This is a genomic window from Myxococcota bacterium, from assembly GCA_039030075.1.
Lineage (GTDB): Bacteria > Myxococcota_A > UBA9160 > UBA9160 > SMWR01 > JAHEJV01.
Genome location: JBCCEW010000009.1, coordinates 20,006 through 40,493, shown reverse-complemented (window position 1 = coordinate 40,493; position 20,488 = coordinate 20,006). Strand labels below are relative to the sequence as shown.

11 protein-coding genes are annotated in these 20,488 nt (G+C 70.7%); 2 read left to right on the top strand and 9 right to left on the bottom strand.

Annotated elements, in window-relative coordinates; all coding sequences use genetic code 11:
• Nucleotides 1-43: 43 nt before the first annotated feature.
• The 7 genes from AAF430_11455 to AAF430_11425 all read right to left on the bottom strand — a co-directional run bounded on the left by AAF430_11455 (nt 44) and on the right by AAF430_11425 (nt 7,306).
• Nucleotides 44-1,165, bottom strand: a complete 1,122-nt coding sequence (locus tag AAF430_11455) for an acyl-CoA dehydrogenase family protein (GenBank protein ID MEM7410842.1) — start codon at nt 1,163-1,165, stop codon at nt 44-46.
• Nucleotides 1,166-1,269: 104 nt separating this feature from the next.
• On the bottom strand, nt 1,270-2,490 hold the full coding sequence (locus AAF430_11450; GenBank protein ID MEM7410841.1) for an acyl-CoA dehydrogenase family protein: 1,221 nt from the start codon (nt 2,488-2,490) through the stop codon (nt 1,270-1,272).
• A gap of 127 nt (nt 2,491-2,617) precedes the next feature.
• Nucleotides 2,618-3,364, bottom strand: coding sequence for an SDR family oxidoreductase (locus tag AAF430_11445; protein MEM7410840.1), 747 nt, complete (start codon nt 3,362-3,364; stop codon nt 2,618-2,620).
• A 5-nt stretch (nt 3,365-3,369) separates the two neighbouring features.
• Nucleotides 3,370-4,248, bottom strand: a complete 879-nt coding sequence (locus tag AAF430_11440) for a crotonase/enoyl-CoA hydratase family protein (protein ID MEM7410839.1) — start codon at nt 4,246-4,248, stop codon at nt 3,370-3,372.
• A 138-nt stretch (nt 4,249-4,386) separates the two neighbouring features.
• On the bottom strand, nt 4,387-5,253 hold the full coding sequence (locus AAF430_11435) for a hypothetical protein (protein MEM7410838.1): 867 nt from the start codon (nt 5,251-5,253) through the stop codon (nt 4,387-4,389).
• Between the two features lie 213 nt (nt 5,254-5,466).
• Nucleotides 5,467-6,609, bottom strand: a complete 1,143-nt coding sequence (locus tag AAF430_11430) for an aromatic ring-hydroxylating dioxygenase subunit alpha (protein ID MEM7410837.1) — start codon at nt 6,607-6,609, stop codon at nt 5,467-5,469.
• A 79-nt stretch (nt 6,610-6,688) separates the two neighbouring features.
• Nucleotides 6,689-7,306, bottom strand: coding sequence for a glutathione S-transferase family protein (locus tag AAF430_11425; GenBank protein MEM7410836.1), 618 nt, complete (start codon nt 7,304-7,306; stop codon nt 6,689-6,691).
• Between the two features lie 225 nt (nt 7,307-7,531).
• On the opposite strand from AAF430_11425, the gene AAF430_11420 reads away from it, so the two are divergent.
• On the top strand, nt 7,532-8,275 hold the full coding sequence (locus AAF430_11420; protein ID MEM7410835.1) for a siderophore-interacting protein: 744 nt from the start codon (nt 7,532-7,534) through the stop codon (nt 8,273-8,275).
• A 35-nt stretch (nt 8,276-8,310) separates the two neighbouring features.
• A complete protein-coding gene (locus tag AAF430_11415) occupies nt 8,311-9,330 on the top strand; it encodes a tetratricopeptide repeat protein (GenBank protein MEM7410834.1) in 1,020 nt (339 codons plus the stop codon).
• Between the two features lie 35 nt (nt 9,331-9,365).
• Here the strand turns inward: AAF430_11415 and AAF430_11410 are convergent, their stop codons facing one another.
• Complete coding sequence (locus tag AAF430_11410; GenBank protein ID MEM7410833.1) at nt 9,366-18,818, bottom strand: SDR family NAD(P)-dependent oxidoreductase; 9,453 nt, start codon at nt 18,816-18,818, stop codon at nt 9,366-9,368.
• Nucleotides 18,815-20,467, bottom strand: a complete 1,653-nt coding sequence (locus tag AAF430_11405; GenBank protein ID MEM7410832.1) for a cyclic peptide export ABC transporter — start codon at nt 20,465-20,467, stop codon at nt 18,815-18,817. The genes AAF430_11410 and AAF430_11405 overlap by 4 nt, the downstream gene beginning before the upstream one ends.
• Between the last annotated feature and the right edge of the window lie 21 nt (nt 20,468-20,488).

The following is a 20,488-nucleotide window of genomic DNA, read 5'->3' as shown; positions in this document are numbered from 1 at the left end:
ACGACTCGGTTCCCCGATCGGGCACCCCTCGGGGCAACGGGGACTAGATCCCGAGTCGCCCGGCCAGACGCTCGCGGTGGTGGGCCGCGTCCCCGAACAGCAGATCGCTGGCCTTCGCGCGCTTGAAGTAGAGGTGCGCCGGGTGCTCCCAGGTGAAGCCCATCCCGCCGTGGATCTGGATGTTCTCGGCCGCCGCGTGGAAGAAGGTCTCCGAGCAGAACGCCTTGGCGGTGTGCGCCGCTTCCAGGACGTCGTCCCAGCTCGCGTCGCCGCTCGCGACGTCGGCCGCAGCCCAGCAGGCCGCGTAGGCGGCCGTCTTCGCGAACTCCACCTCGACCAGCATGTCGGCGCACTTGTGCTTGATGGCCTGATAGGTCCCGATCGGTCGACCGAACTGCAGCCGCGACTTCGCATAGTCGACCGCCGTGTCCAGGCACCACTGGGCGCCACCGGCCTGCTCCGCCGAGAGCGCGATCCAGGTGAGGGCCAACGCGCGCTCGATTCCCTCGCGGGCGTCTCCATCCGAGAGCTTCGTCGCAGAGGCGGCCGCGAATTCGACGTGCGCGAGCTTCCGGGTCAGGTCGAGCCCGGACAGACCGGTGCGGGTGACGCCGGAGGCGTCGGCATCCACGCGGAACAGCTCCAGACCCGCCGCAGTCTGCGCGACCACCAGCAGCACGTCGGCACTCTGGCCGTCCAACACGTGTTGCTTGGTTCCATCGAGGACCCAGGCGCCGTCCTTCTCCTGCGCCGCCATACGAACCCCGTCGACCTCCCAGCCCGATTCGGCGTAGGCCAGGCTCGCGCGCAACCTGCCCGCGGCGATGCCCGGCAGGATCTCCTTCTGGGCCGCCGGCGTCGCGGCGTGGAGCAACGCGTTCGTCGCCAGCACCGCGCTCGAGAGATACGGTGCACACAAGAGCGCGCGCCCCATCTCCTCGGCCACGATGCAGAGCTCGACGTAGCCGAACCCGGCGCCGCCGTGCTCCTCGGGAATGATCAAGCCCGTCAGCCCGACCTGTTCGGCCAGTTGCTGCCAGACGTCGGGATCGAAGCCCGTGTCGGAGGCCATCTGGGTGCGCACCGCCTGCTCGTCCGAGCGGTCGGCCAGGAACTGGCGCACGGTGGCGCGCAGCTCGTCGTGTTCTTCGGTGAAACTCTGCATCGTCCATCCTGAGTGCGCTGCGTGCATCGCGCGAGCGCGGAGGGTTCTTCTTTCCTGTCTTGCGTAGCGAGGCGGCTCGGCCGGGTCCGGGAAGGGCGCCGCGGCTAGCTGCGGGGCACGTCCTTCCAGGCGACGTCCTTGTCGACGCGCGGTTCGCCGGGCAACCCGAGCACGCGCTCGCCGAGGATGTTCTTCATGATCTCGCTGGTGCCGCCCTCGATCGAGTTGGCCCGCGAGCGCAGGAACTGGTACTTCGCCAACGCTTCCGGGCTCGAGTCTCCGCCCACGGTCTGCCGCAGCTCGTAGCCCGCCTCGAACGAGAGCCCGCGGCTCCCGAGCACGTCGATCGCCGTCTCCCAGAGACGCTTCGCGCTGTCGGCCTGGAAGAGTTTCACCACCGATCCTTCCGGGCCCGGATTGCCCGCCTTCTGCGCTGCGGCCGCGCGCTTCGTCGTGAGCCGCAGCAGCTCCTGCTCGATGTAGATGCGGGCCACGCGGTCGCGCAGCAGCGCCTCCTGGCTCGCCGACATCGTGCTGGCGTCACGGTCCTGCCACACCTTGAGCAGCTGGCTGATCGCGCCGCCGCCCTTCTGCTTCGACCCCCCGCCGCCGATCGCGACGCGTTCGTTCATCAGGGTCGTGATCGCCACCCGCCAGCCCTGCCCTTCCTGGCCGAGCATGCGGGCGTGGGGAATCCGAACGTCGTTGAAGAACACCTCGTTGAACTCGGCCTCACCCGTGATCTGATAGAGCGGACGCACCTCCACGCCCGGGCTCTCCATGTCGAGCAGGAAGTAGGAGAGCCCGTCGTGCTTCGGCTTGTCCGGATCCGTACGCGCGAGCAGCATGCCCCACTTCGCAAGGTGCGCGACCGTCGTCCATACCTTCTGGCCATTCACGACCCAGCTGTCCCCGTCGCGGACCGCGCGCGTCGAGAGCCCCGCGACGTCCGAACCGGCCGAGGGCTCGCTGAACATCTGACACCAGATGTCCTCGCCGCTGAAGATCCGCGGCAAGAGCTCGCGCTTCGTCGCTTCGTCGCCGTAGGTGAGCAGCACGGGCGCGCCCATGCCGATCGCGATGACACTGGCGAAGGGATCCGCGTAGTACGTCTTCGAGTGCTTCAGCACCTCGTCGCGCACCACGTAGTTCATCTTCGGCGAGAGCCCGAAACCACCATAGCCCTCGGGAAAGTGGACCCAGGCCAGGCCGTGCTCGTATTGGGCGCGACGAAACGTCACGATGTCGTCGCGCTCGGGGTGCACCACCTCGAGCAGGGCGCGGGTGCGCTCGCGCAGTTCGTTCTCGTCCATGACAGGGCTCATGCGGGTTCCTCGCTGGGACCCCCGCTGCCGGGACACGCACGAACGCCGGGTTCGGGCCGGCACGGGGGGTGGACGGCCATGCTAGCGCGCATCGGGGGCCCGACGGCCGGGACGGGAGTCGCGTGCCCTACCAGTTCTCCGTCCACGGGCGCAGCACCACCTCGTAGGACCAGGTGGAGCGATGCTGGCGGTGGAGCTGCAGGTAGGTGTCCGCGATGCGATCCGGGTCGGCCATGTTGTCGTCGACGGACGTGCCGGCCAGCCGGTGCGAGCGGGTCCCGTCTTCCTGGGTCCAGCCGATCGCGGCGTCGATCGGCACGTGCGCCACGTGGATGCCCTGTGGACCCAGTTCGCGCGCCATGCTCTGGGCGAGTCCGCTCTTGCCATGGGAGGCCATCGCGAACGCCCCACTTCGGGGGAAGCCCTTGAACGCAGCGCTGGCGTTGGTGAAGACGATGGTCCCGCGGTGTCCATCCGCGGGCTCGGGCGCGGACAGCATCGCCCGGGCCGCCGCCTGGCCCACCAGGAATGCGCTGTAGGTCGAGTTGATCAGGACCTGACGCGCGAGCTCGGGTTCCGCTTCGGTGATCGTCTTGCGAAAGATCCCCGCCATGCGCCCGTCGATGTTGTGCACCACGAGCCGCGGCGAACCGAGGTCGTTCGTGACGCCCTCGAAGAGCGCGGCGACGGCGGCTGGATCACTCGCGTCACAAGCGTAGAGGCGCGCCCCACAGGTCTGGGCCAGCTCCTGCAACACGGGCTTGTCGGGCGTGCGCGCGGCGATCGCCACCGACAGGCCCTCGGCATGGAACAACCGGGTGCAGCTCGCGCTGATGCCCGGTCCACCGCCCACGATCAACGCAACATCGGCCATGACGACTACCCCTCGAAGGGCGGCTCTTCCCGGAAGCCGCGCAGCGCCGGAAAGTCGGCCGAGACACGCATCGGAAACGACGCGGGCCGCTTCTCGAGGAAGCTCGTCACCCCTTCGCGGCTGTCCGGGCTCCCACCCATCGCCTGCATCGCCTCCGAGTCGAGGCGGTGCGCCTCCATCGGGTGCGAAGCACCGAGCATCTGCCACATCATCTGGCGCGCCAGGGCGACCGAGACGCCGCTCGTGTTCGCCGCGATCTCCTGGGCGAGCTCGCGCGCGCGCGGCAGCAGTGCGTCGGGCGCGAGCACCTCGCTCACCAGGCCACCCGCGAGGGCTTCCTGGGCATCGAAGATCCGACCGGTCGCCACCCATTCCATGGCGCGGTTGATGCCGACGACGCGCGGCAGGAAATAGCTGCTCGCCGCCTCCGGGACGATGCCGCGCTTCGCGAAGACGAAGCCGAAGCGCGCCTTCTCGCTCGCGAGCCGAATGTCCATCGGCAGGATCTGGGTGACCCCGACACCGACGGCCGGGCCGTTGACCGCCGCGATCAACGGCTTCTTGCAGCGGAAGAAGCGCAGCGTGAGCACGCCGCCCGAGTCGCGCGGCACCGAGGGCTTCGAATCCGGGGCGGCGGTCCGGTTCGACGCGAAGGTCTCCGCACCCCCGCCCAGGTCGGCCCCCGCACAGAAGCCGCGCCCCGCTCCGGTGACGATGATCGCGCGCACGGCGTCATCGGCATCGGCGTCGTCGAGCACTCTCAGCCACTCTTGCATCATCCGCGTGGTGAACGCGTTCAGACGATCGGGCCGGTTCAGGGTGACGGTGAGGACACCGTCGCTCTTCTCGAGTGCAAGGGTCTCGAGATCGGGGGGCGTGGACATGCGGTCTCTCCTCGGGCGAACAAGAACGGGTCGCCGAGGATAGAACGGACGTCGGGACGCGCACGCTCCGCCGGCACGTCGGGTGTACCGGGACGAGGCGCCGTGGGCGTTGCCGCTGGCGCGGCGTCTGGCCTCCCGTCAGGGAGCGATGCTGGCGGGCACGGCTCCGCCGGCGCGCATCTCCTGCGCCACCGCCACCCCCGCACCGCCGGCGGCCCGCTCGAGGGTCGCCACCAGCTCGGCCACGACCGCCGAGTGATACCAGCGTCCGGCATCGCTCTCGATGAACGTGAGATACGACTCGATCTGGGCGTCTTCGAGGTTCCGATAGGCGAACAGGCTGCTGAGGTGCAGCGACGAGCGCAGCTGCGCCTCCATCGCGCTGCGCTGCTGCTGGATGGCGGCCCGCAGCTGCTCGGCGGGGATGCGTCGATCGACGGGCTGGGCTTCGTTCAGCCCCTCGGCCACGCTCTGGGCGGTCGTCATCCCGAGATCGAGGGCAAGCCCCATGGCGCCGCTGGCTTCGTTGAGACGCTGAATCAGGTTCAGGCGGCTCTCGGGGGGCGGGTTCTGCAGGAGCTTCTGGGCGTAGGCGGCCATCTGCGGCATGACCTCGGGCTTGCTGGCCGCCTCTTCGAGGCGGGTGATCTGACGTCCGAGCGGCGAGCGCAACCAGGCGAGGGTCGCGCGGGAGTGCTCACTGTCGTAGCGCGCGATCAGCCCCTTGCGGACGTCCTGACGCAGGGCCTTGCCGTCGAAGATGCGACGCATCGCGCGGCGCAGGGCCTCGCGCTCGGTCTGGGGCAGCGTCTGCCCCTGGGTGACCAGCGAGTGGTCGACGACGTCGGAGAAGGACGCGAGCTGGGACTCGAGCCCCGAAAGGAAGAAGATCTCTTCCATCGCGCCCATGCGCGGATCCTGTTGGGTGGGTGCCGCGGCGAGCGGAGCCGCGAAGATCCCGATTCCGAGTGCCAGCACGAGCGTGAGCGAGCGCATCCGATTCATCACGAACCTCCCCCGCGCCCGGATCGGCTCGGCGGGCGCCTGATGGGTAGGCATCGACGTGCCGGAGAAGGCGCTTGAGGGAGGGGACGCGCAGCGGCCGGACTCGGGGGTCCGCGGATTCCTGGATCCGCGGGTCGGGGACGCCTCAGGCCTGGTGGTAGACCTCGGCGCGGGCCAGCAGCGCGTCCAGCGCCTCCGGGGTCTCGGCGGCGATCAGCTGATCGATCCAGCGATGGACGATCTGCGGCCCTTCCTCCGCCCGAACAGGACCCCCGGGTGCAGCCCGCTCTCGAGGCCGCGCTGTACACCGGCCACGGTCGGGTAGTCCTCGCGACGCACGACGCCCGCCAGCAGATCGGCCATCCCACGGAGCGCTTGCTGCTGCGCCGCATCGGGCTCGACCGAGGCCAGGAAGGTGATCTCGGTGAACGATTCTCCGGGATGCGCACCGGGAAACACCTGATTCAGCTGGCTGATCTCGAGCCCGGGACCGGCGGGGAAATTCACCAGCGCCCCACCCGGGAACAGGTTCCAGACCCCACCCGCGAGCCGCTCGGTCTTCCAATCGGCTTCGGGGAGTTCCGCCAGCGACGCGAAGGACGCGTCGAGGGCCGTCGTCCGCACGTGGGGGCCCCACGCGTCGTACACCGCATGGTGGGAGAACTGGGTGCCGAAGCTCTGCTTGTGCAGAACGGGGAGGTGATAGAAATCGAGATAGCCGTCGTAGGCCGCTTTCCAGTTGGGCCCGGGCAGCTGCACGCGCTCGAAGAACACCCGATCCGCGAAGCGGGAATGTTCGAGCATCGCGTCGAAGCCCACGAGCGCGCGATCGAAGGAGAGCGTCGACGCCGGGTCGAGGATGACGAACACGAGCCCTGCGCGTTCGGAGGTGGGCAACCGCACCAGACCCTGGCTCTCGAGATCGAGCTCGCCGAAGTGATCCGGCGCGAAGATGCCCTGCAGACGCCCGGCGGTGTCGTAGCTCCACGCGTGGTAGGGACAGGTGAAGCGGCGGGTCTTCCCACAGGCACGCGATTCCACCGGCGCCCCCCGGTGCGTGCACGCGTTCAGGAAGGCGCGCACCTCGCCGTCGGAACCCCGCGCGAGCAGCACCGGGATGCCCGCCACCTCGGTGGTGCGAAACGCGCCGGGCTCGCGCAGCTCGGCCGAGGTGCCCAGCGCGAGAGGCAACCGCTTGAAGATGCGCTCCACCTCGAGCTGGAAGCGGTCCGGGTCGGTGTAGTGGTCCGCGGGCACGCGCAGCATGTCGTGCGCCGCCGGCAACGTGCCGGCCTGGGTGTGCGCGAGGGAACGACGGGCCATCGCGACCAGGGCATCGCGGCTCATCGAGGACATCTCCCGAGGCTCGGTTCCATCGACGCAGTGGAACCCGCCGGAGCGGTCCCGGTCAAGCGCGCTGACGACGGCGTCGCGTCTAGCCCGCTTCCGCCGTCACCCGGGCGATGCTGGGGCGTTCCGCGAGTCGACCGATCAACGCCGCGAGCTTCGGCTCATCGGCGAGAACGTCGACGTCCACCACCTTCTTCGCGAGTGCGCCCGCCAACCCATACCCGTAGTAGGCGTAGAGGTCCGCGATCGTGAAGTCCTTGCCCATCGCGTAGGGATCGCAGACCAGCAGCCGCGAGACCGCCTTCATGCCCTTGGCCAGGTCGCGCGTGACCTCCTTCTTGGTCTCGTCGCTCACCGGCTTGCCGAAGAGCATCTCGGGCAGGCAACGACGTGCGACCAACTCGATGTCGAGCTTGATGTGGCACGCGAGCTCCATCGTCTTGCCCGCCAGGAACGGGTCGCTCGGCAAGAGCGCGGGCTCGGGCTGCAAGCGCTCGAGGTAGGCGAAGATCGCGAGGGACTCGGACAGGTAGTTCCCGTCCACTTCGATCGACGGCATCTTCCCCATCGGCGAACGCGCGAGGTAGTCCTCGTCCTGGGACGGCGGCGCTTTCACCTCCTCGAAGTCGAGCCCCTTCTCGAGCAGCAGGGCCTTGGTGAGGCTGTAGTAGTTGCTCATGCGCAGGCCGTAGAGCTTGATCATGGGGGTCTCCTCTGGGCGCGCGGTGCGCGCGCTCGGACGGTAGTGCCCCTTGGTCCCTTCGCTCAACCGCGAAGCCGTGGCACAGGGGCCCATTCACTTGTTGTTGAAAATGAATTTCATTATCGTCTGGACGCTGGCGCTTGTCACGCGCCGCGACGACCGCTCCCGGTCCTCGGGCGTGGGGACACGGCGAGCAGCCCCCGAACCAGCCGCGTGAGGCGAACGATGCGCAAGCGGACGATCCACCAGCTCGAAGTCCGCCAGCGCGACTCGGTCACACCGCACCTCGCTCGCGTCGTGCTCGGCGGGGCCGACCTCGAACGCTTCCCGACGGGCTTCGAGGGCGGCTACGTGAAGCTCGTGTTCCCGCGCGCGGTCGGGCGCCCGCTGCTGCGCTCGTACACCGTGCGCCGATTCGACGCGGCCGCACGAGAGCTCGAGCTCTGGATGGTGGTGCACGAAGACGGTGGACCGGCCGCGCGTTGGCTCGCAGAGGCGTCCCCAGGCTCTCCGGTCTCGGTGACCGATCCGGGACCGGTGCGTCGACCGAGTGCCGACGCGGACTGGTTCCTGTTGGCGGGCGACCTGAGTGCCCTGCCCGCCCTCGCCGTGATGCTGGGCGACCTGCCCGACGACGCCCAGGGACACCTCGTGCTCGAGGGCGTCGACCCCGCCGATCACCTCGACCTCTCCGGCCCGTCGGGCATGGAGATCTCCTGGGTCGACAATCCCCACCCACACGCCCCGAGCACCACGCTGGCAGATTCCGTGAAGGCGATTCCCTGGCGAGCGGGTCGCGCATCGGTGTGGGTGGCCGGCGAATTCGGCGCATCCCGATCGCTGCGTCAGTACTTCCGGCACGAACGCGCGGTCGACCGGACCGATCTCTACGTCAGCTGTTATTGGAAGATCGGGGAGACCGACGAGGGCATGAAGCAGGCGAAGCGCAACGACTCCGAGGCCTGGTAGCCATCCGTCGCGTCCGCAGCGCAAGGATCGCTTGGGTGAGGCAAGGATTGGCGCCTTCCCGGCGCCTCGTGTGCCGCGTCCCCCTGCGCCTGGTCGCGGTTCTCCTGTTCCTTCTCAGCCCGGCCGCGGGAACCCCGCCGACGTTGGCGGAGGCCGAGGCGGCCACGGTCGCGGGTGAGCTCGAGCACGCCCAGCAGCTGCTCGAGCGGACGCTGCGCGAACCGCCCCCGTCGCCACGGGCCCTCGAGCTGCTGTCGACCGTCCATCGGCGCCTGGGAAACACGGACGACGCGCTCGCCTACGCCGATCGGGCCGTCGCCTTGGCGCCGAATCGCAGCGCCGCCCACGTGACGCGGACGCGCGCACTCCGACAGCAGCTGGCCGAGGCCGGTGGTCTGTCGGCGGTGTGGGCGATTCGCGCGATCGACGCATCGACGGAACGAGCGGTCGCGCTCGCGCCGAAGGACGTCGACGCGTTGATGGATCGCGGTCACTTCTTCCTCTACGCCCCCTCACTCGTCGGCGGTGACCTCGACGGCGCGCGCGACATCGTTGCCCGCCTCGCGCCGCTCGACCGGGTGGCTTCGGTGGCGCTCGATGTCGCAAGACTCCGCCGGCAGGACGAACTCGAAGCGGCCCTTGCCCGCTGCCGCGCGGGCCTCGAAGCGCACCCCGACGCCCAGGCGCTGCACTTCCTGCTGGGCCGACTGCGCAACGAAGCGCAAGATCCGGCGGGTGCCGAGCGTGCGTTTCGCAGCGCCCTGGTGGGACCCGACGAAACAGCGCGCCTCGACGCCAGCTACAAGCTCGCCAAGCTCCTGATCCAACGCGGCAGTGAGACCGACGAGGCCCTGACACTGCTCCGCGCCTATCTCGACGGTTTGCGCCGCAGCGATCTGCTGAACGCTCCCTCAGCGGCCTGGCTGTGGATCGGTCGCGCCCACGAGGGTCGGGGACGCAACGCAGACGCCCGCGCCGCCTACGAGAAGGCGCTGGAGTACGACCCGGGCCAGGAGCAGGCGCGCAGCGCGCTCGCGAAGCTTCGCGGCCGGTAGCACGGAACGGTGCCGACGCGCGACGCGTCGCCGGCTCAGCCGCGCAGGCGGCGCAAGACGTCCTCGTCCGAGAGGCCCGCCACGTCGTCGATCACGGCGGCGTCGTCTTCCACCGCGAAGTCATCGTCGCCGACTCCCGCATCGGGGCGCGGCTCCCGGGTCGGCTCTGCGTCTTCCGCCGGACCCGGAGCGAGCGACGCTTCGAGGTAGGCCACCAGGGATTCCACCGTCGGGTGATCGAAGAAGAGCGTCGACGGAAGCGAGAGGCCCAGGCTCCGTTCGGCGCGCGCCTTCAGCTCGACCGCCATCAGCGAATCCATGCCCAGATCCATCAACCGACTGCGCGGCTCGATCTCGTCGGAGGACGAGAGTCCGAGGACGGTCGCGATCTCTGCGCGCAAGTGCTCGTCCAACACCGCCAGGCGCTGCGGGCCGTCGAGCCCTGAGAGGTCGAGCCGATTCACCGTCGCCGTGGAGCCCGTGGCCGCCGCCAGACGATGCCCATAGAACGGGCGCTCCGCGAACGACATCTGGGCGAAGCGATCCCAGTCGAGAGGAGCCACCCCTAAGTAGGGAGTCCCGCTGCGCAGCGCCGCCTCGAAGGCGGCGAGGCCATCGGGCGGATCGATTTCGCCGATGCCGAGCGCCGCGAGGCGTTCCCCCGCCCCCTTGCGCGCGGCGGCTCCGATCTGGGCCCAGGCGCCCCAGGCGATGCTGCGACCGGGCCGTCCCTCGCTGCGCAGCCACGCGGCGTGGGCGTCGAGGATGGCGTTCGCCGCCGCATGGTTCGCCTGGCCGGGAGAACCAAAGAGCGCGGCCGCAGACGAGAAGGACACGAAGAAGTCGAGCGGGTCGGCAGACGTCGCCGCGGCGAGATGCGTGACGCCGTGCACCTTGGGCAGCAGGACGCGTCGCACGTGAGCGTCGTCGAGATCTTCGAGGAGCGCGTCGGCGAGGACTCCCGCCCCGTGCACGACGCCGCGAACGGTGGCGCCCTCGTCGCGCAGGGCCGTGAACGCATTCTCGACGGCGCGGGCGTCGGCGACGTCGACGGACCACGCGTCGACACGAACCCCCATGGCGACCAGCCGATCGATCTCCTGCTGGGCCTCGGGCGTGGGGGCATTCCGCGCGATCAGCACCAGGTGTCGCGCACCCGCGTCCGCGAGCCAACGCGACACGGCAATCCCCAAGCCCCCCGTGCCTCCACTCAGGACGTAGGTGCCGTCGGGATCGATGCGGAACGGAGCCTCCGGAGTCGGGGTCTCCCGCACGAGGGCGAGCTTGCCCACGTGACGCCCGGCCTGGAGCTGGCGGAACGCGGCCTCGGCCTCGGCGACCGGGAACGCGGTGGTCGGGAGAACGAGCGTGTCGCCGGCGTCGTTCGCGGCAAACCGCTGCACGAGCGCGTCGAGCGCGCCACCCACCGCTCCCTCCATCGCGACCTGGCCCAGATCGAAGGCGTGGAACTGCACGTCGGGTCGTCGGTGGCGGGCCGTCTCCGCGTCGAGCCCGCCGATGCGTCCGAGTTCGACGAAGCGTCCGCCTCGGGCCGTCACCGCGAGGCTCTCGAGCGCGAGTTCGTCGGCGAGGCAGTTGAGCACCACGTCGACACCGGCACCGCCGGTCCACGCGCGCACGCGATCCGCAAAGCCTGCGTCGCGGGAACTCGCCAGGTGTTCGACGCCCAGCGCGCGCAGGTGTTCCCACTTCGACGGGTGCGCCGTCGCGATCACGCGCGCCCCGGTGCGCTGGGCGTGGCGCACGGCCGCCATGCCCACGCCGCCCGCCGCCGCGTGAATCAACACCCATTCACCAGGCGCGAGCGCCGCCAGGGTGTCGAGCCCGTACCAGACCGTGAGCCATGCCGTCGGCAACGCTGCCGCTTCGGCCCAGTCCAGACGATCCGATTTGGGAACCACGAAGCGCCCGGGCAGCGTCACATGACTGGCGAGGCTCCCCGGCGTGAAGCAACCGATCACCGCATCACCCGCTGCGACATGCGCGACGTCCGTCCCGACGCGGGCGACGACGCCGGCGCACTCGAACCCGAAGGGGATGTGTTCCTGGTCGAGGGCCTCGGCATAGCCCCGCCCGAGCATGCCGAGGGCCTGGAGCAGGTCTCGGAAGTTCAGACCGGTGGCCCGCACGGCGATCTCGACTTCGTCCGCAGCGGGCGCTCGCCGCTCTGCCGGACACTGGACGAGTTGATCCAGATGCCCGGGAACCGCCACCTCGAGTCGGGTCGGCCGGGTGTCATCCACCCAGGGTGCGAGGCGCGAGACGAACCGCCGTTCCCCGCGCAGCGCGACCTCGTCCTCGCCGTCCTCGGCCGTGAGCTCTCGCGCGAGCGCATCGAACCGGACGCCAGGGCCGACGTCGACGATGCGCACGGTGAGTCCCGGCGTCTCGTGTCGTAGGGCACGCGCCACGCCCCAGAGCCCCGCCTCGGCAACGCCCGCCGCATCGGGCGAAGCGAAGCCGCCGTCCTCGCCGACCGATGCGGCGCCATAGGTGACGAAGGTCAAGCGGCTGCCGCGCAGATCGCTGCGACCTGCGAGCCAGTGGCGCGCTGCATCGAGCGCCTCTTCGAGAACCAGGTTGGCCCGTTCGGGGAGGGTCCGGCTCGCGTCGGTGAAGCCGCGCGCCACGATTACGGCGTCCTCGAGCGGGGCGTTCGCGCCATTCGCTTCCGTGTCGATGCCGACCACGGACGCGGCGGCTTCGATCCCGGCGACGCGTTCGGCGCCGGAGAGAACACGCAGGCTGCGGCGAGCGCGGCGGCGCGGAGCGCGAGCCACAATCACGTCCTGTTCGAGGCCTGCAGATCCGTCGACGAGCGAGGTCACCGACTCGAAGCCCGCTTCCACGAGCACACGCTCCCATTGCGCCGAGTCGATGAGGGGATGGTCGGTGCGCTGCGCGTCCGGCTCGAAGCACCACCATCCGTCGGTCAGCCCGAAGGTCAGATCGAGCCAGCCGAGACGCTCGGTGCCCTCGAGCAGGACGAGCCACCCGCCGGAGGCGAGCAGCTCTCGGGTGTTTGCGAGGGTGGTCCCCAGATCGGGAGTCGCGTGAAGCACGTTGGCAGCGACGACGATGTCGGCGCAGGCAGGCTCGAAGCCCTGTTCGCGCGGGTCGCGCGACACGTCGAGCAGGCGCCCCTCGAAGCGCGGATGACGCGGACCCAGCTGCTCGATCGCCGACTGCACCAGTGGCGCGCCGAGGTCGGTGAACCAATAGGAAGAGCGCGTCCCGTCCAGCCGCTCCAGCAAGGCCTCGGTGGTGGCACCGGTCCCTGCGCCGATCTCGAGGACGGCGAGCCCCTCGTCGCGGGGCAGCGCTTGCTGTGCGGACTCGACCAGGCGTGTCACCTGTCGATTCATCAACGCCGGCCCCGCGCCGTCGCGGTAGATCGAACGCAGGGCACGCGCGTCGCCGTTCGGGAACAGGAGCTCGGCGATCGGATCACAGGTGCCGGCGAGTACGTCGAGGCAGCGTGCGGCGCAGCGCTCCAGCAGATCCGACTCGACGGCGACGCGGGGATCGTCCGCCGCGGGCGCGGGCGGAGACGGTGCCTGGGCGGCCAGGTTGCGCAGGCGTGCGAGCAGTCGCCTCGCCTTCGTGGATTCCGCGGCTCGGGCGACCACGTCGAAGCCCTCGCGGGTGACGATCGCCTGGGCCAGGGTGCGTGCGCGGGCCTCGAGCGCCGCGATTCCGGATCGGTACCCGGTGATCGACTCCGCCTCGCGCGAAGCTTCGAACGCCGGTCGCACGTCTTCGACGACGCCGGACGGATCCGGGAGGCGCACGCGAGCGCCGCCGGCCCTTCCGCGCTCGATCCACGCGACGGTGTGCAAGTCCTCCTGGGCGTCGCGCTTCGATCCACGGATCCCCGGAACCGGAGCCAGCTGCACGCCTTCGAGCGCGAACAGCCGCTCGCCCCCCAGCGTGGTGGCCTCGAGATGCGCCTCGCGGGGTCCCGCGAGCCAGGCGCGCACTTCGATCCGCTCGGGCCAGCCGGTGCGGGGGGCCGCGACCCACAGGCGCCGCGCTCCGACGGGCAGCAGCGCTTCGTTCGCGTCCAGGAGTGGCGCGATCGCCTGCAGACAGGCATCGAGTCGGGTGGGAGGCAGTCCGTAGCGACCTTCGTCGGCTTCGGGGGTCGCAGCGACGACCCCGTAGGCGAAGGGCGCCCCGGTCTCGCACGCGGTTCGCACCGAGAGGGATTCGATCCCGCGGAACGCGGGGCCGTAGTGGATCCCGACCTCCCCGAAGCGCGCAGCCAGCGCATCCAGGTCGATGTCGCGCGACGTCTCGTCCGACGGCATCGGCGCCTCGGGAAGCGAAGCGCCCTCGCCTTTCGTGACGACGGAGGTGCTGTGACCCATCCAGGTCGCGTTCGCGTTCGGGTCCGACGAGAACGTGCGCACCCGCATCTGGCCCGCCTCGCTCTCCGACGCGAGCGTGTGCAACCGCACATCGGCGTTCGAGAGCAAGGGAAGTGCGGCCGCGATCTCGAGGTCGCGCAACTCCAGTGGCCCCTCGACCCCGAGCGCGCGGCGTCCGGCGGCCAGTGCCAGTTCGATGAACGCCGCCGCGGGCATCACCGCCGCCTGCCCGACGCGATGGTCCGAAAGCCAGCCCGGAGCTTCGGGGGACACGAGCGTCTCGAACCGATGCCTATCGGGCTCGGGCACGTCGACCGCGTCGCCCAACAAGGGATGGGCCCCCGCGCGCCGGCGGACCGCGTGGCTCGGACCGCTCGCGGCGCTGAACCAGGCGCGTTCGCGTCGGAAGCGCACACCCGGCAACCGAGGCGCCGCGGGCCGGACGTCTTCGTGCGTGGTCTCGCCATCCACGGACGCGCCCCGGACGAAGAGCTCCCCCAGCGCGCGCGCCACGCCCAGATCCTCGCGCACGCCATCGCGCAGGGTCGGCAGCCACGCGATCCCGGTCGCTCGATCGGGCGATGCTGCCGCCCGCGCGAGCGCAAGACTCGTGGCGCGGGGGCCCACCTCGACGAGGGCATCGAGCCGCCCCGCAAACAGGGACTCGAGGCCCTCCCGGAATCGGACGCGTCCACGCAGCTGGCGCACCCAGTAGTCGGGTGTGGCCATTTCGGCTCCCGCGACCTCTCCCGTGAGATTGGACAAGATCTCGCACTGCGGCGCGCGCAGGTCGACGGCGGCGACCGCCTCACCGAACGCGGGCAGCATGGGATCCAGCAGCGGAGAGTGGAAGGCGTGCGAGACGTCGAGCCAGCGCGCCTCGATCCCGTCGGCCGCAAGGGCCGCCGCGATCGGCTCGAGCGAAGATCGCGCACCCGAAAGGACCGATCGCTCGGCGCCGTTGTCCACGGCGAGGGCCACGTCGGCGCGGGCGTCGATCCGGCCCTCCGCCTGCGCGGCCGGCAGCCCCACGGCCAGCATCGCGCCGCCCGACGGCAGGTCGCCTACCAACTCGGCGCGACGCGCGACCAACCGCAACGCATCTTCGCGGTCGAAGACGCCTGCCAGACACGCCGCGGCGTACTCACCCACGCTGTGGCCGATCAGCCGGCCGGGCCGCACACCGCGTTCCACCAACAGCTCGGCCAGACAGAGCTCCACGGCGAAGAGGGCGGGCTGGGTGAAGCGCGTTTCGGCGAGCTGGCGCGCGGCTCCTTCACCGGTCCGTTGCAGCAATTCCACCAGGGAGAAGCCGGCCGCCTCGCGAAGCACGCGATCGCAAGCGTCCAGGCGGCGCCGGAACCCGGGATCGCGGGCATAGAGCTCGGCGCCCATCCCGACCCGCTGGGCGCCTTGTCCGGGAAACGCAAAGGCGATGGCGGGCTCGGCTCCGGCGCGCGACGTGGCCGGTCCGATCGAAGCGGGCGGCCGTTCGCCGGCTGCGCAGGCGCGCAGCGCGCGGGTGGCATCGGCGCTCGTCTCCGCGACGACGGCGATCCGCTCGGGGAAACGCGCCCGACCGACTGCCGCTTCACGCGCCAGCGCGTCCAGCGGCTGACCCGCATCGAGCACATCCGCCGCTGCCCCGGCCAGCGCTGCCAGCGCGTCCGCGTCGCGTTCCGAGAGCCAGAGCCCCCGTGCGCACGAGAGGTCGGGTGTCTCCGCTGCGGCCGGCGCTTCGGGCGCCCCTTCGAGGACGACGTGGGCATTGGTGCCGCCGAAGCCGAACGAACTCACGCCAGCCACGCGTCTGCTCGCGGCGGGCCACGCCCGCGTCTCCGTCAGGACCGCGAGCGGACCACCTCCGGGTGACGCGGCCGCCTGCGTCGCCGAGGAGACCACCGGTGCGTGGGGGTTCGGCGTGTCGAAGTGCAGCTGCCCCGGGAGTCGCTCGTGCGCGAGGGAGAGGACGACCTTCAGCAGCCCCGCGATTCCCGCGGCGGCTTCGAGATGCCCGATGTTCGTCTTCACCGAACCGATGCGGAGCGCTTCGCGTTCCTCGCCACGCACACCGAAGACGGCCTGTAGCGCCTCCGCCTCGATCGGATCGCCGAGGGAGGTCGCCGTCCCGTGGGCTTCGACGTAGTCCACCTCGTCGGGCGTCACCCGCGCGCGTGCGAGCGCTGTGCGGATCACCGCCTGTTGCGCCGCGCCGCTCGGCGCGGTGAGACCGTTCGAGCGACCGTCCTGGTTGACCGCCGTGCCGCGGATCACCGCCCAGACCCGGTCTCCGTCGGCCCGCGCACGCGAGAGCGGCTTCAGCACCAGCAGTCCGCAGCCCTCGCCGCGCACGTAGCCGTTCGCGGCCGCGTCGAAGGTCCGGCAGCGCCCGTCCGGCGAGAGCATCCCCGCTTCGGCGAAGATCTCCGAGAGGTCCGGCGCGAGCAGCAGGTTCACCCCGCCCGCCAGGGCGAGCTCCGACTCGCCGCGTTCGAGACTGGCGCACGCCTGGTGCACCGCGACCAGGGAAGAAGAACAGGCGGTGTCGATCGCGAGACTCGGCCCGCGCAGATCGAAGCGATACGAGATCCGATTCGCGGCGACGCTGAGCGCGTTGCCGGTTCCCGCGTGGACCGGAAGGCTCCGATCCCCGAGGTTCGCGGCCATCAACCGGGCGTAGTCCGGGGAGCTCACACCGACGAACACGCCGGTCGCGCTGCCGGCCAAGCGTTCCGGCGCCACCCCCGCGTCTTCGAAGGCGCGCCAGGCGGTCTCGAGGAGCAGCCGCTGCTGCGGGTCGACGTTCTGCGCCTCGCGCGGGGAGAGCCCGAAGAGCGCGATCTCGTGGCGATCGACGTCGGAGAGGAAGCCCGCCTGGGCGACAGCCGGGTGGCGCTCCCCCGCCAGGCGCCAGGCATCGGCGCCAGGGCGATCAGCCGGGACGGGGCCGACCGCATCGACTCCGTTCGCCAGGCCCTCGAACCAGCGGTGCGCGTCCTCTCCACCCGGGAAGCGTGCGGCGATGCCGATGATGGCGATTCCGTCGTCCGCGTCGAGGCGCTCGCGCAGCGCCTCGGTTTCGACGGCGTCGACGCTCGCGGTGGCGAGGTGACCCGCCAGCGCGTCGATCGTCGGATGGTCGTAGAGGAGCGTCGGAGACAGCGGGCGTCCCAACCATTCGGCGAGACGCCCCATCAGACGAACGCCTTGCAGCGAATCGAGTCCATGGGCGGCCCAGGGCTCGCCGGCGTCGATCTCTTCCGGGAGTACGGCGGCCGCCGCCGCCACGGCATCGATCATCCAAGCGCGCAGGGCCGCACGGCCGGGCCCGTGCATCGATCCGGTCGGCGCGGCGTCGGTGGCGCGCGGCGCCGGCGCCGCACGTCGAGGCGCGTCCCAGCGGCCGAGCACCAACAGCGCGTCGTCGAGGTAGGACTGCCGCGTCGCACGCCGCTGCACCTTGCCGCTGGACGTGCGCGGCAGCGAGGCCGGACGGATGAACACGATCGCCAGCGGGTCGACGCCGTGCTCCTCGACGATGACCTTTCGCAGCGCCCTGCCGACGGCGTCGGCGTCGAGTCCGTGCCGCGCCTGGCGCGCGACCTCGGCGACGATCACGAGTCGCTCTTCCGGTTCACCATCCGGGCTTTGGGCTTCGACCGGGAACGCGGCGACGGGTGCCCCCTGGAGCGCCGCGTGTGCCGCGGCGACGCTCTCCTCGAGGTCGACGGGGTGCAGGTTTCGACCGCGCAGGATGATGAGATCCTTGGCCCGGCCGGTCAGGAAGAGTTCGCCGCCCTCGAGAAAACCGAGGTCTCCCGTGCGGAGATAGCCGCCGTCGCCCGGGGTGAGATCGACGCCGAAGCTCGCGGCGGATGCCTCCGGGTCTCCCCAGTAGCCGTCCGCCACCTGCGGGCCGCGCACCCAGACCTCGCCGACGCGGCGTTCGGGGAGGGCTCGATGCGTCTCGAGGTCGACGATCCGCACACCATCACCGGCGGCCCGCCCACACGACACGATCGGGCGACCGCCCTCGTCGGGCGTGATCTCGCTCCGCTCGAGCGCTTCCGCATCCACCGCGAGGGTGCGTGCCCCGGCGCCGCGCACGCCGCCGCTCACGAAGAGGGTCGTCTCCGCCATCCCGTAACAGGGATAGAACGCCTTCGGATCGAACCCGGCATACGCGTACGCGCTGGCGAAGCGCTCGAGGGTCGAAGCACGCACGGGCTCTGCGCCGCTGAAGGCCAGCGTCCACGAAGAGAGGTCGAGATCCGGCGGTGCCAGCGACGCGACGTCAGCGCACAGGGCATACGCGAAATCGGGCCCACCGCTCGTCGTGGCGCGATAGCGCGAGATCGCCTCGAGCCAGCGCAGCGGGCGCTGCACGAAGGCCGTCGGCGTCATCATCACGGTCTCGGCACCGAGGAAGATCGGCTGCAGGATCCCGCCGATGAGTCCCATGTCGTGGTAGGGCGGGAGCCAGGTCACGCCCCGCGTGCGCGCGTCATCGGCGAAGCCCTGCTGGATGAGCCCGGCGTTCGCAACGAGATTGGCGTGGGTGACCCGGACACCTTTCGGCTGGCCCGTCGAGCCCGAGGTGAACTGCAGGAAGGCCACGTCGCCAGCGTCTGGAGTCACGGGAACGAAGTCCGCGCCCGCCGCATCCGTTTCCGCCACGTCGAACCAGAGGAGATCGTCCGGAGCGTCCGTAGGCAACTCGCCGGAGCGAGCAATGCGCGTCCGGGTCGCCGCATCGGCCACCACGAAACGCGCCTCGGCGCGATCCCGGATCGCGGCCAGCTTGCCGTCGGCGCGGGCTCGGCGCGGGGGCGCCATCGGGACCGCGATCGCGCCAGCATAGAGGCACGCGAAGAACGCCACGACGTTGTCGATGCTCGGTGGAACCAGGATCAGCACGCGCTCGCCGGCCGCTCCTGCATTCGCCAAGCGCGCCGCCAGTACGCGGGCCCGCCGGTCCAGATCGCCGACACAGAGCAGGGATTCTTCGGTGTCGCCGTCGACCAGGAAGCGGTAGGCGACCCGTTCCGGGTCCTCGACCGCCTGCCGCACGAGCAAGTCGACGAAACTCCGGCTCATGACCCGCTCCGAACGACTGCGGTGGCCACGTCTTCGACCACGCGCCCCTCGTCGAGGCGCACGACCCGGTCGGCACAGGCGAAGTAGCGGTCGTCGTGGGTGATCGCGACGACGGTCTTGCCCTGTCGCGCGAGTTCGGGGAGGAGTTCGCGGTAGAAGACGTCCTTGAAGCGCGGATCCTGCTCGGCCGCCCACTCGTCGAAGACGTAGATCGGACGCCGCTCGAGACAGGTCGCGAGCAATCCCAGCCGCTTCCGTTGCCCGCTGGACAGGGCGGTCGTCGAGAAGCGGCGATCCTCGACGCGGACCTTGCGGGTGAGTTCGAGCCGATCCAGGAGCTTCTGGATCTCCGAGTCGGCCCCTGCGTCGGCACTCGCGCCGAGGAGCTCGTCGAAGACGAACCCATCGGCGAACACCCCGGAGAAGAGTGCCCGATAGGCGTCGAGCTGCGCATCGTCGGTGCCGACGGCTTCCCCGTCGACGAGCACGCGACCCGACGTCGGCGGGTACAGACCGGTCAGCACCTTCGCCAAGGTCGTCTTGCCGCTGCCGTTGCCGCCGACCAGGAAGACACACTCCCCCGAGCGAAGCGTGAGGTCGATCGGACCCAGCAGGAAGGGGGACTCGTCGTCGACGGCCGGGAACGCGAAGCCGACCCCCTCGAGGGTCAGGGTGGTGAAGCCCGCCGGCGACGCCCCGCGGTCGGAAGCCGGGTCGGGCCCTGCCTCCTCGAGGTCGAGACCCAGCGACGCGACGCGATCGAGCGCGATGTCGGCCTGACCCACTTCCGGGGCTGCGTTCAACAGACCGCGGAGGGGCGTGATCATGAACAGGATCGTCACCGCGTACTTCATGAGGATGCCGTCGGAGACGGGCATCCACGCGGGAGCCACGTAGACGAGCGCCCCGATCGCGAGGAAGAAGAGCGTGACGCCCCAGGCACCGGTGAAGGCGAAGATCGACGTCCCCCGCACCCGCGCATCGCGAAACCGCTCGGCGTCGGTGCGGAAGACGTGATGCGTGAAGCGATCGCGCCAGTGGGCGTGGAGCTTCAGCTCGCGGAGCCCCTCGGTCACGGAACGAAAGTGCCGGTAGAGATCGTCGCGCGCGACGTGCGCGTCGCGGATGAAGACGAGTCCGCGGGTCGACAGCGCGCGATAGACGACGCCTCCGGCCACGAGAACACCCGCCAGCAGCGCGAGGAGCCCGGGGGAGACCCATGCGAGGTAGACGAGACAGCCCACCAGAACGGTCGCGTTCACCCAGAGCCCGGCCACCCAGGGCGCGGCGCGGGAGACGGCGTCGACGTCGGCGGTCAGGGCCGCGAGCAAGCGCGGCTTTCCGATCTGCTCGAGCCGGGCGAGCGGCGCCTGCAAGATCGCGCCCAACAGACGCTGCTGCAGATCGAAGACGATCCCCTGGGCCAGCCGCACCAGCACCATCTGGGAACCGGCCGTCGCCACCATCACGGCCAGCACCACGCCGAAGAAGCGCACGCCCCCGGCGAGGGTCCGCTCGCCCGGATCCGAGATCGCGCCGTTCGCGAGCGCCAGCATCGCCGCCGTGCCGAGACCGGCGGCGAGGCCCAACAGACCTGCCGCCGCTACCGAGCGCGGTGCGTGGGCGACGAGGGTACGAACCGTCTTCATGAGGGGGAACCCGGAACGCGT

Bases quoted from the DNA above. Each gene is read 5' to 3' on its own strand.
- AAF430_11420 (MEM7410835.1), top strand. From the start codon at position 7,532: ATGCGCAAGCGGACGATCCACCAGCTCGAAGTCCGCCAGCGCGACTCG.
- AAF430_11440 (MEM7410839.1), bottom strand. From the start codon at position 4,248: ATGTCCACGCCCCCCGATCTCGAGACCCTTGCACTCGAGAAGAGCGAC.
- AAF430_11450 (MEM7410841.1), bottom strand. From the start codon at position 2,490: ATGAGCCCTGTCATGGACGAGAACGAACTGCGCGAGCGCACCCGCGCC.
- AAF430_11425 (MEM7410836.1), bottom strand. From the start codon at position 7,306: ATGATCAAGCTCTACGGCCTGCGCATGAGCAACTACTACAGCCTCACC.
- AAF430_11435 (MEM7410838.1), bottom strand. From the start codon at position 5,253: ATGAATCGGATGCGCTCGCTCACGCTCGTGCTGGCACTCGGAATCGGG.
- AAF430_11430 (MEM7410837.1), bottom strand. From the start codon at position 6,609: ATGTCCTCGATGAGCCGCGATGCCCTGGTCGCGATGGCCCGTCGTTCC.
- AAF430_11455 (MEM7410842.1), bottom strand. From the start codon at position 1,165: ATGCAGAGTTTCACCGAAGAACACGACGAGCTGCGCGCCACCGTGCGC.
- AAF430_11445 (MEM7410840.1), bottom strand. From the start codon at position 3,364: ATGGCCGATGTTGCGTTGATCGTGGGCGGTGGACCGGGCATCAGCGCG.
- AAF430_11410 (MEM7410833.1), bottom strand. From the start codon at position 18,818: ATGAGCCGGAGTTTCGTCGACTTGCTCGTGCGGCAGGCGGTCGAGGAC.
- AAF430_11405 (MEM7410832.1), bottom strand. From the start codon at position 20,467: ATGAAGACGGTTCGTACCCTCGTCGCCCACGCACCGCGCTCGGTAGCG.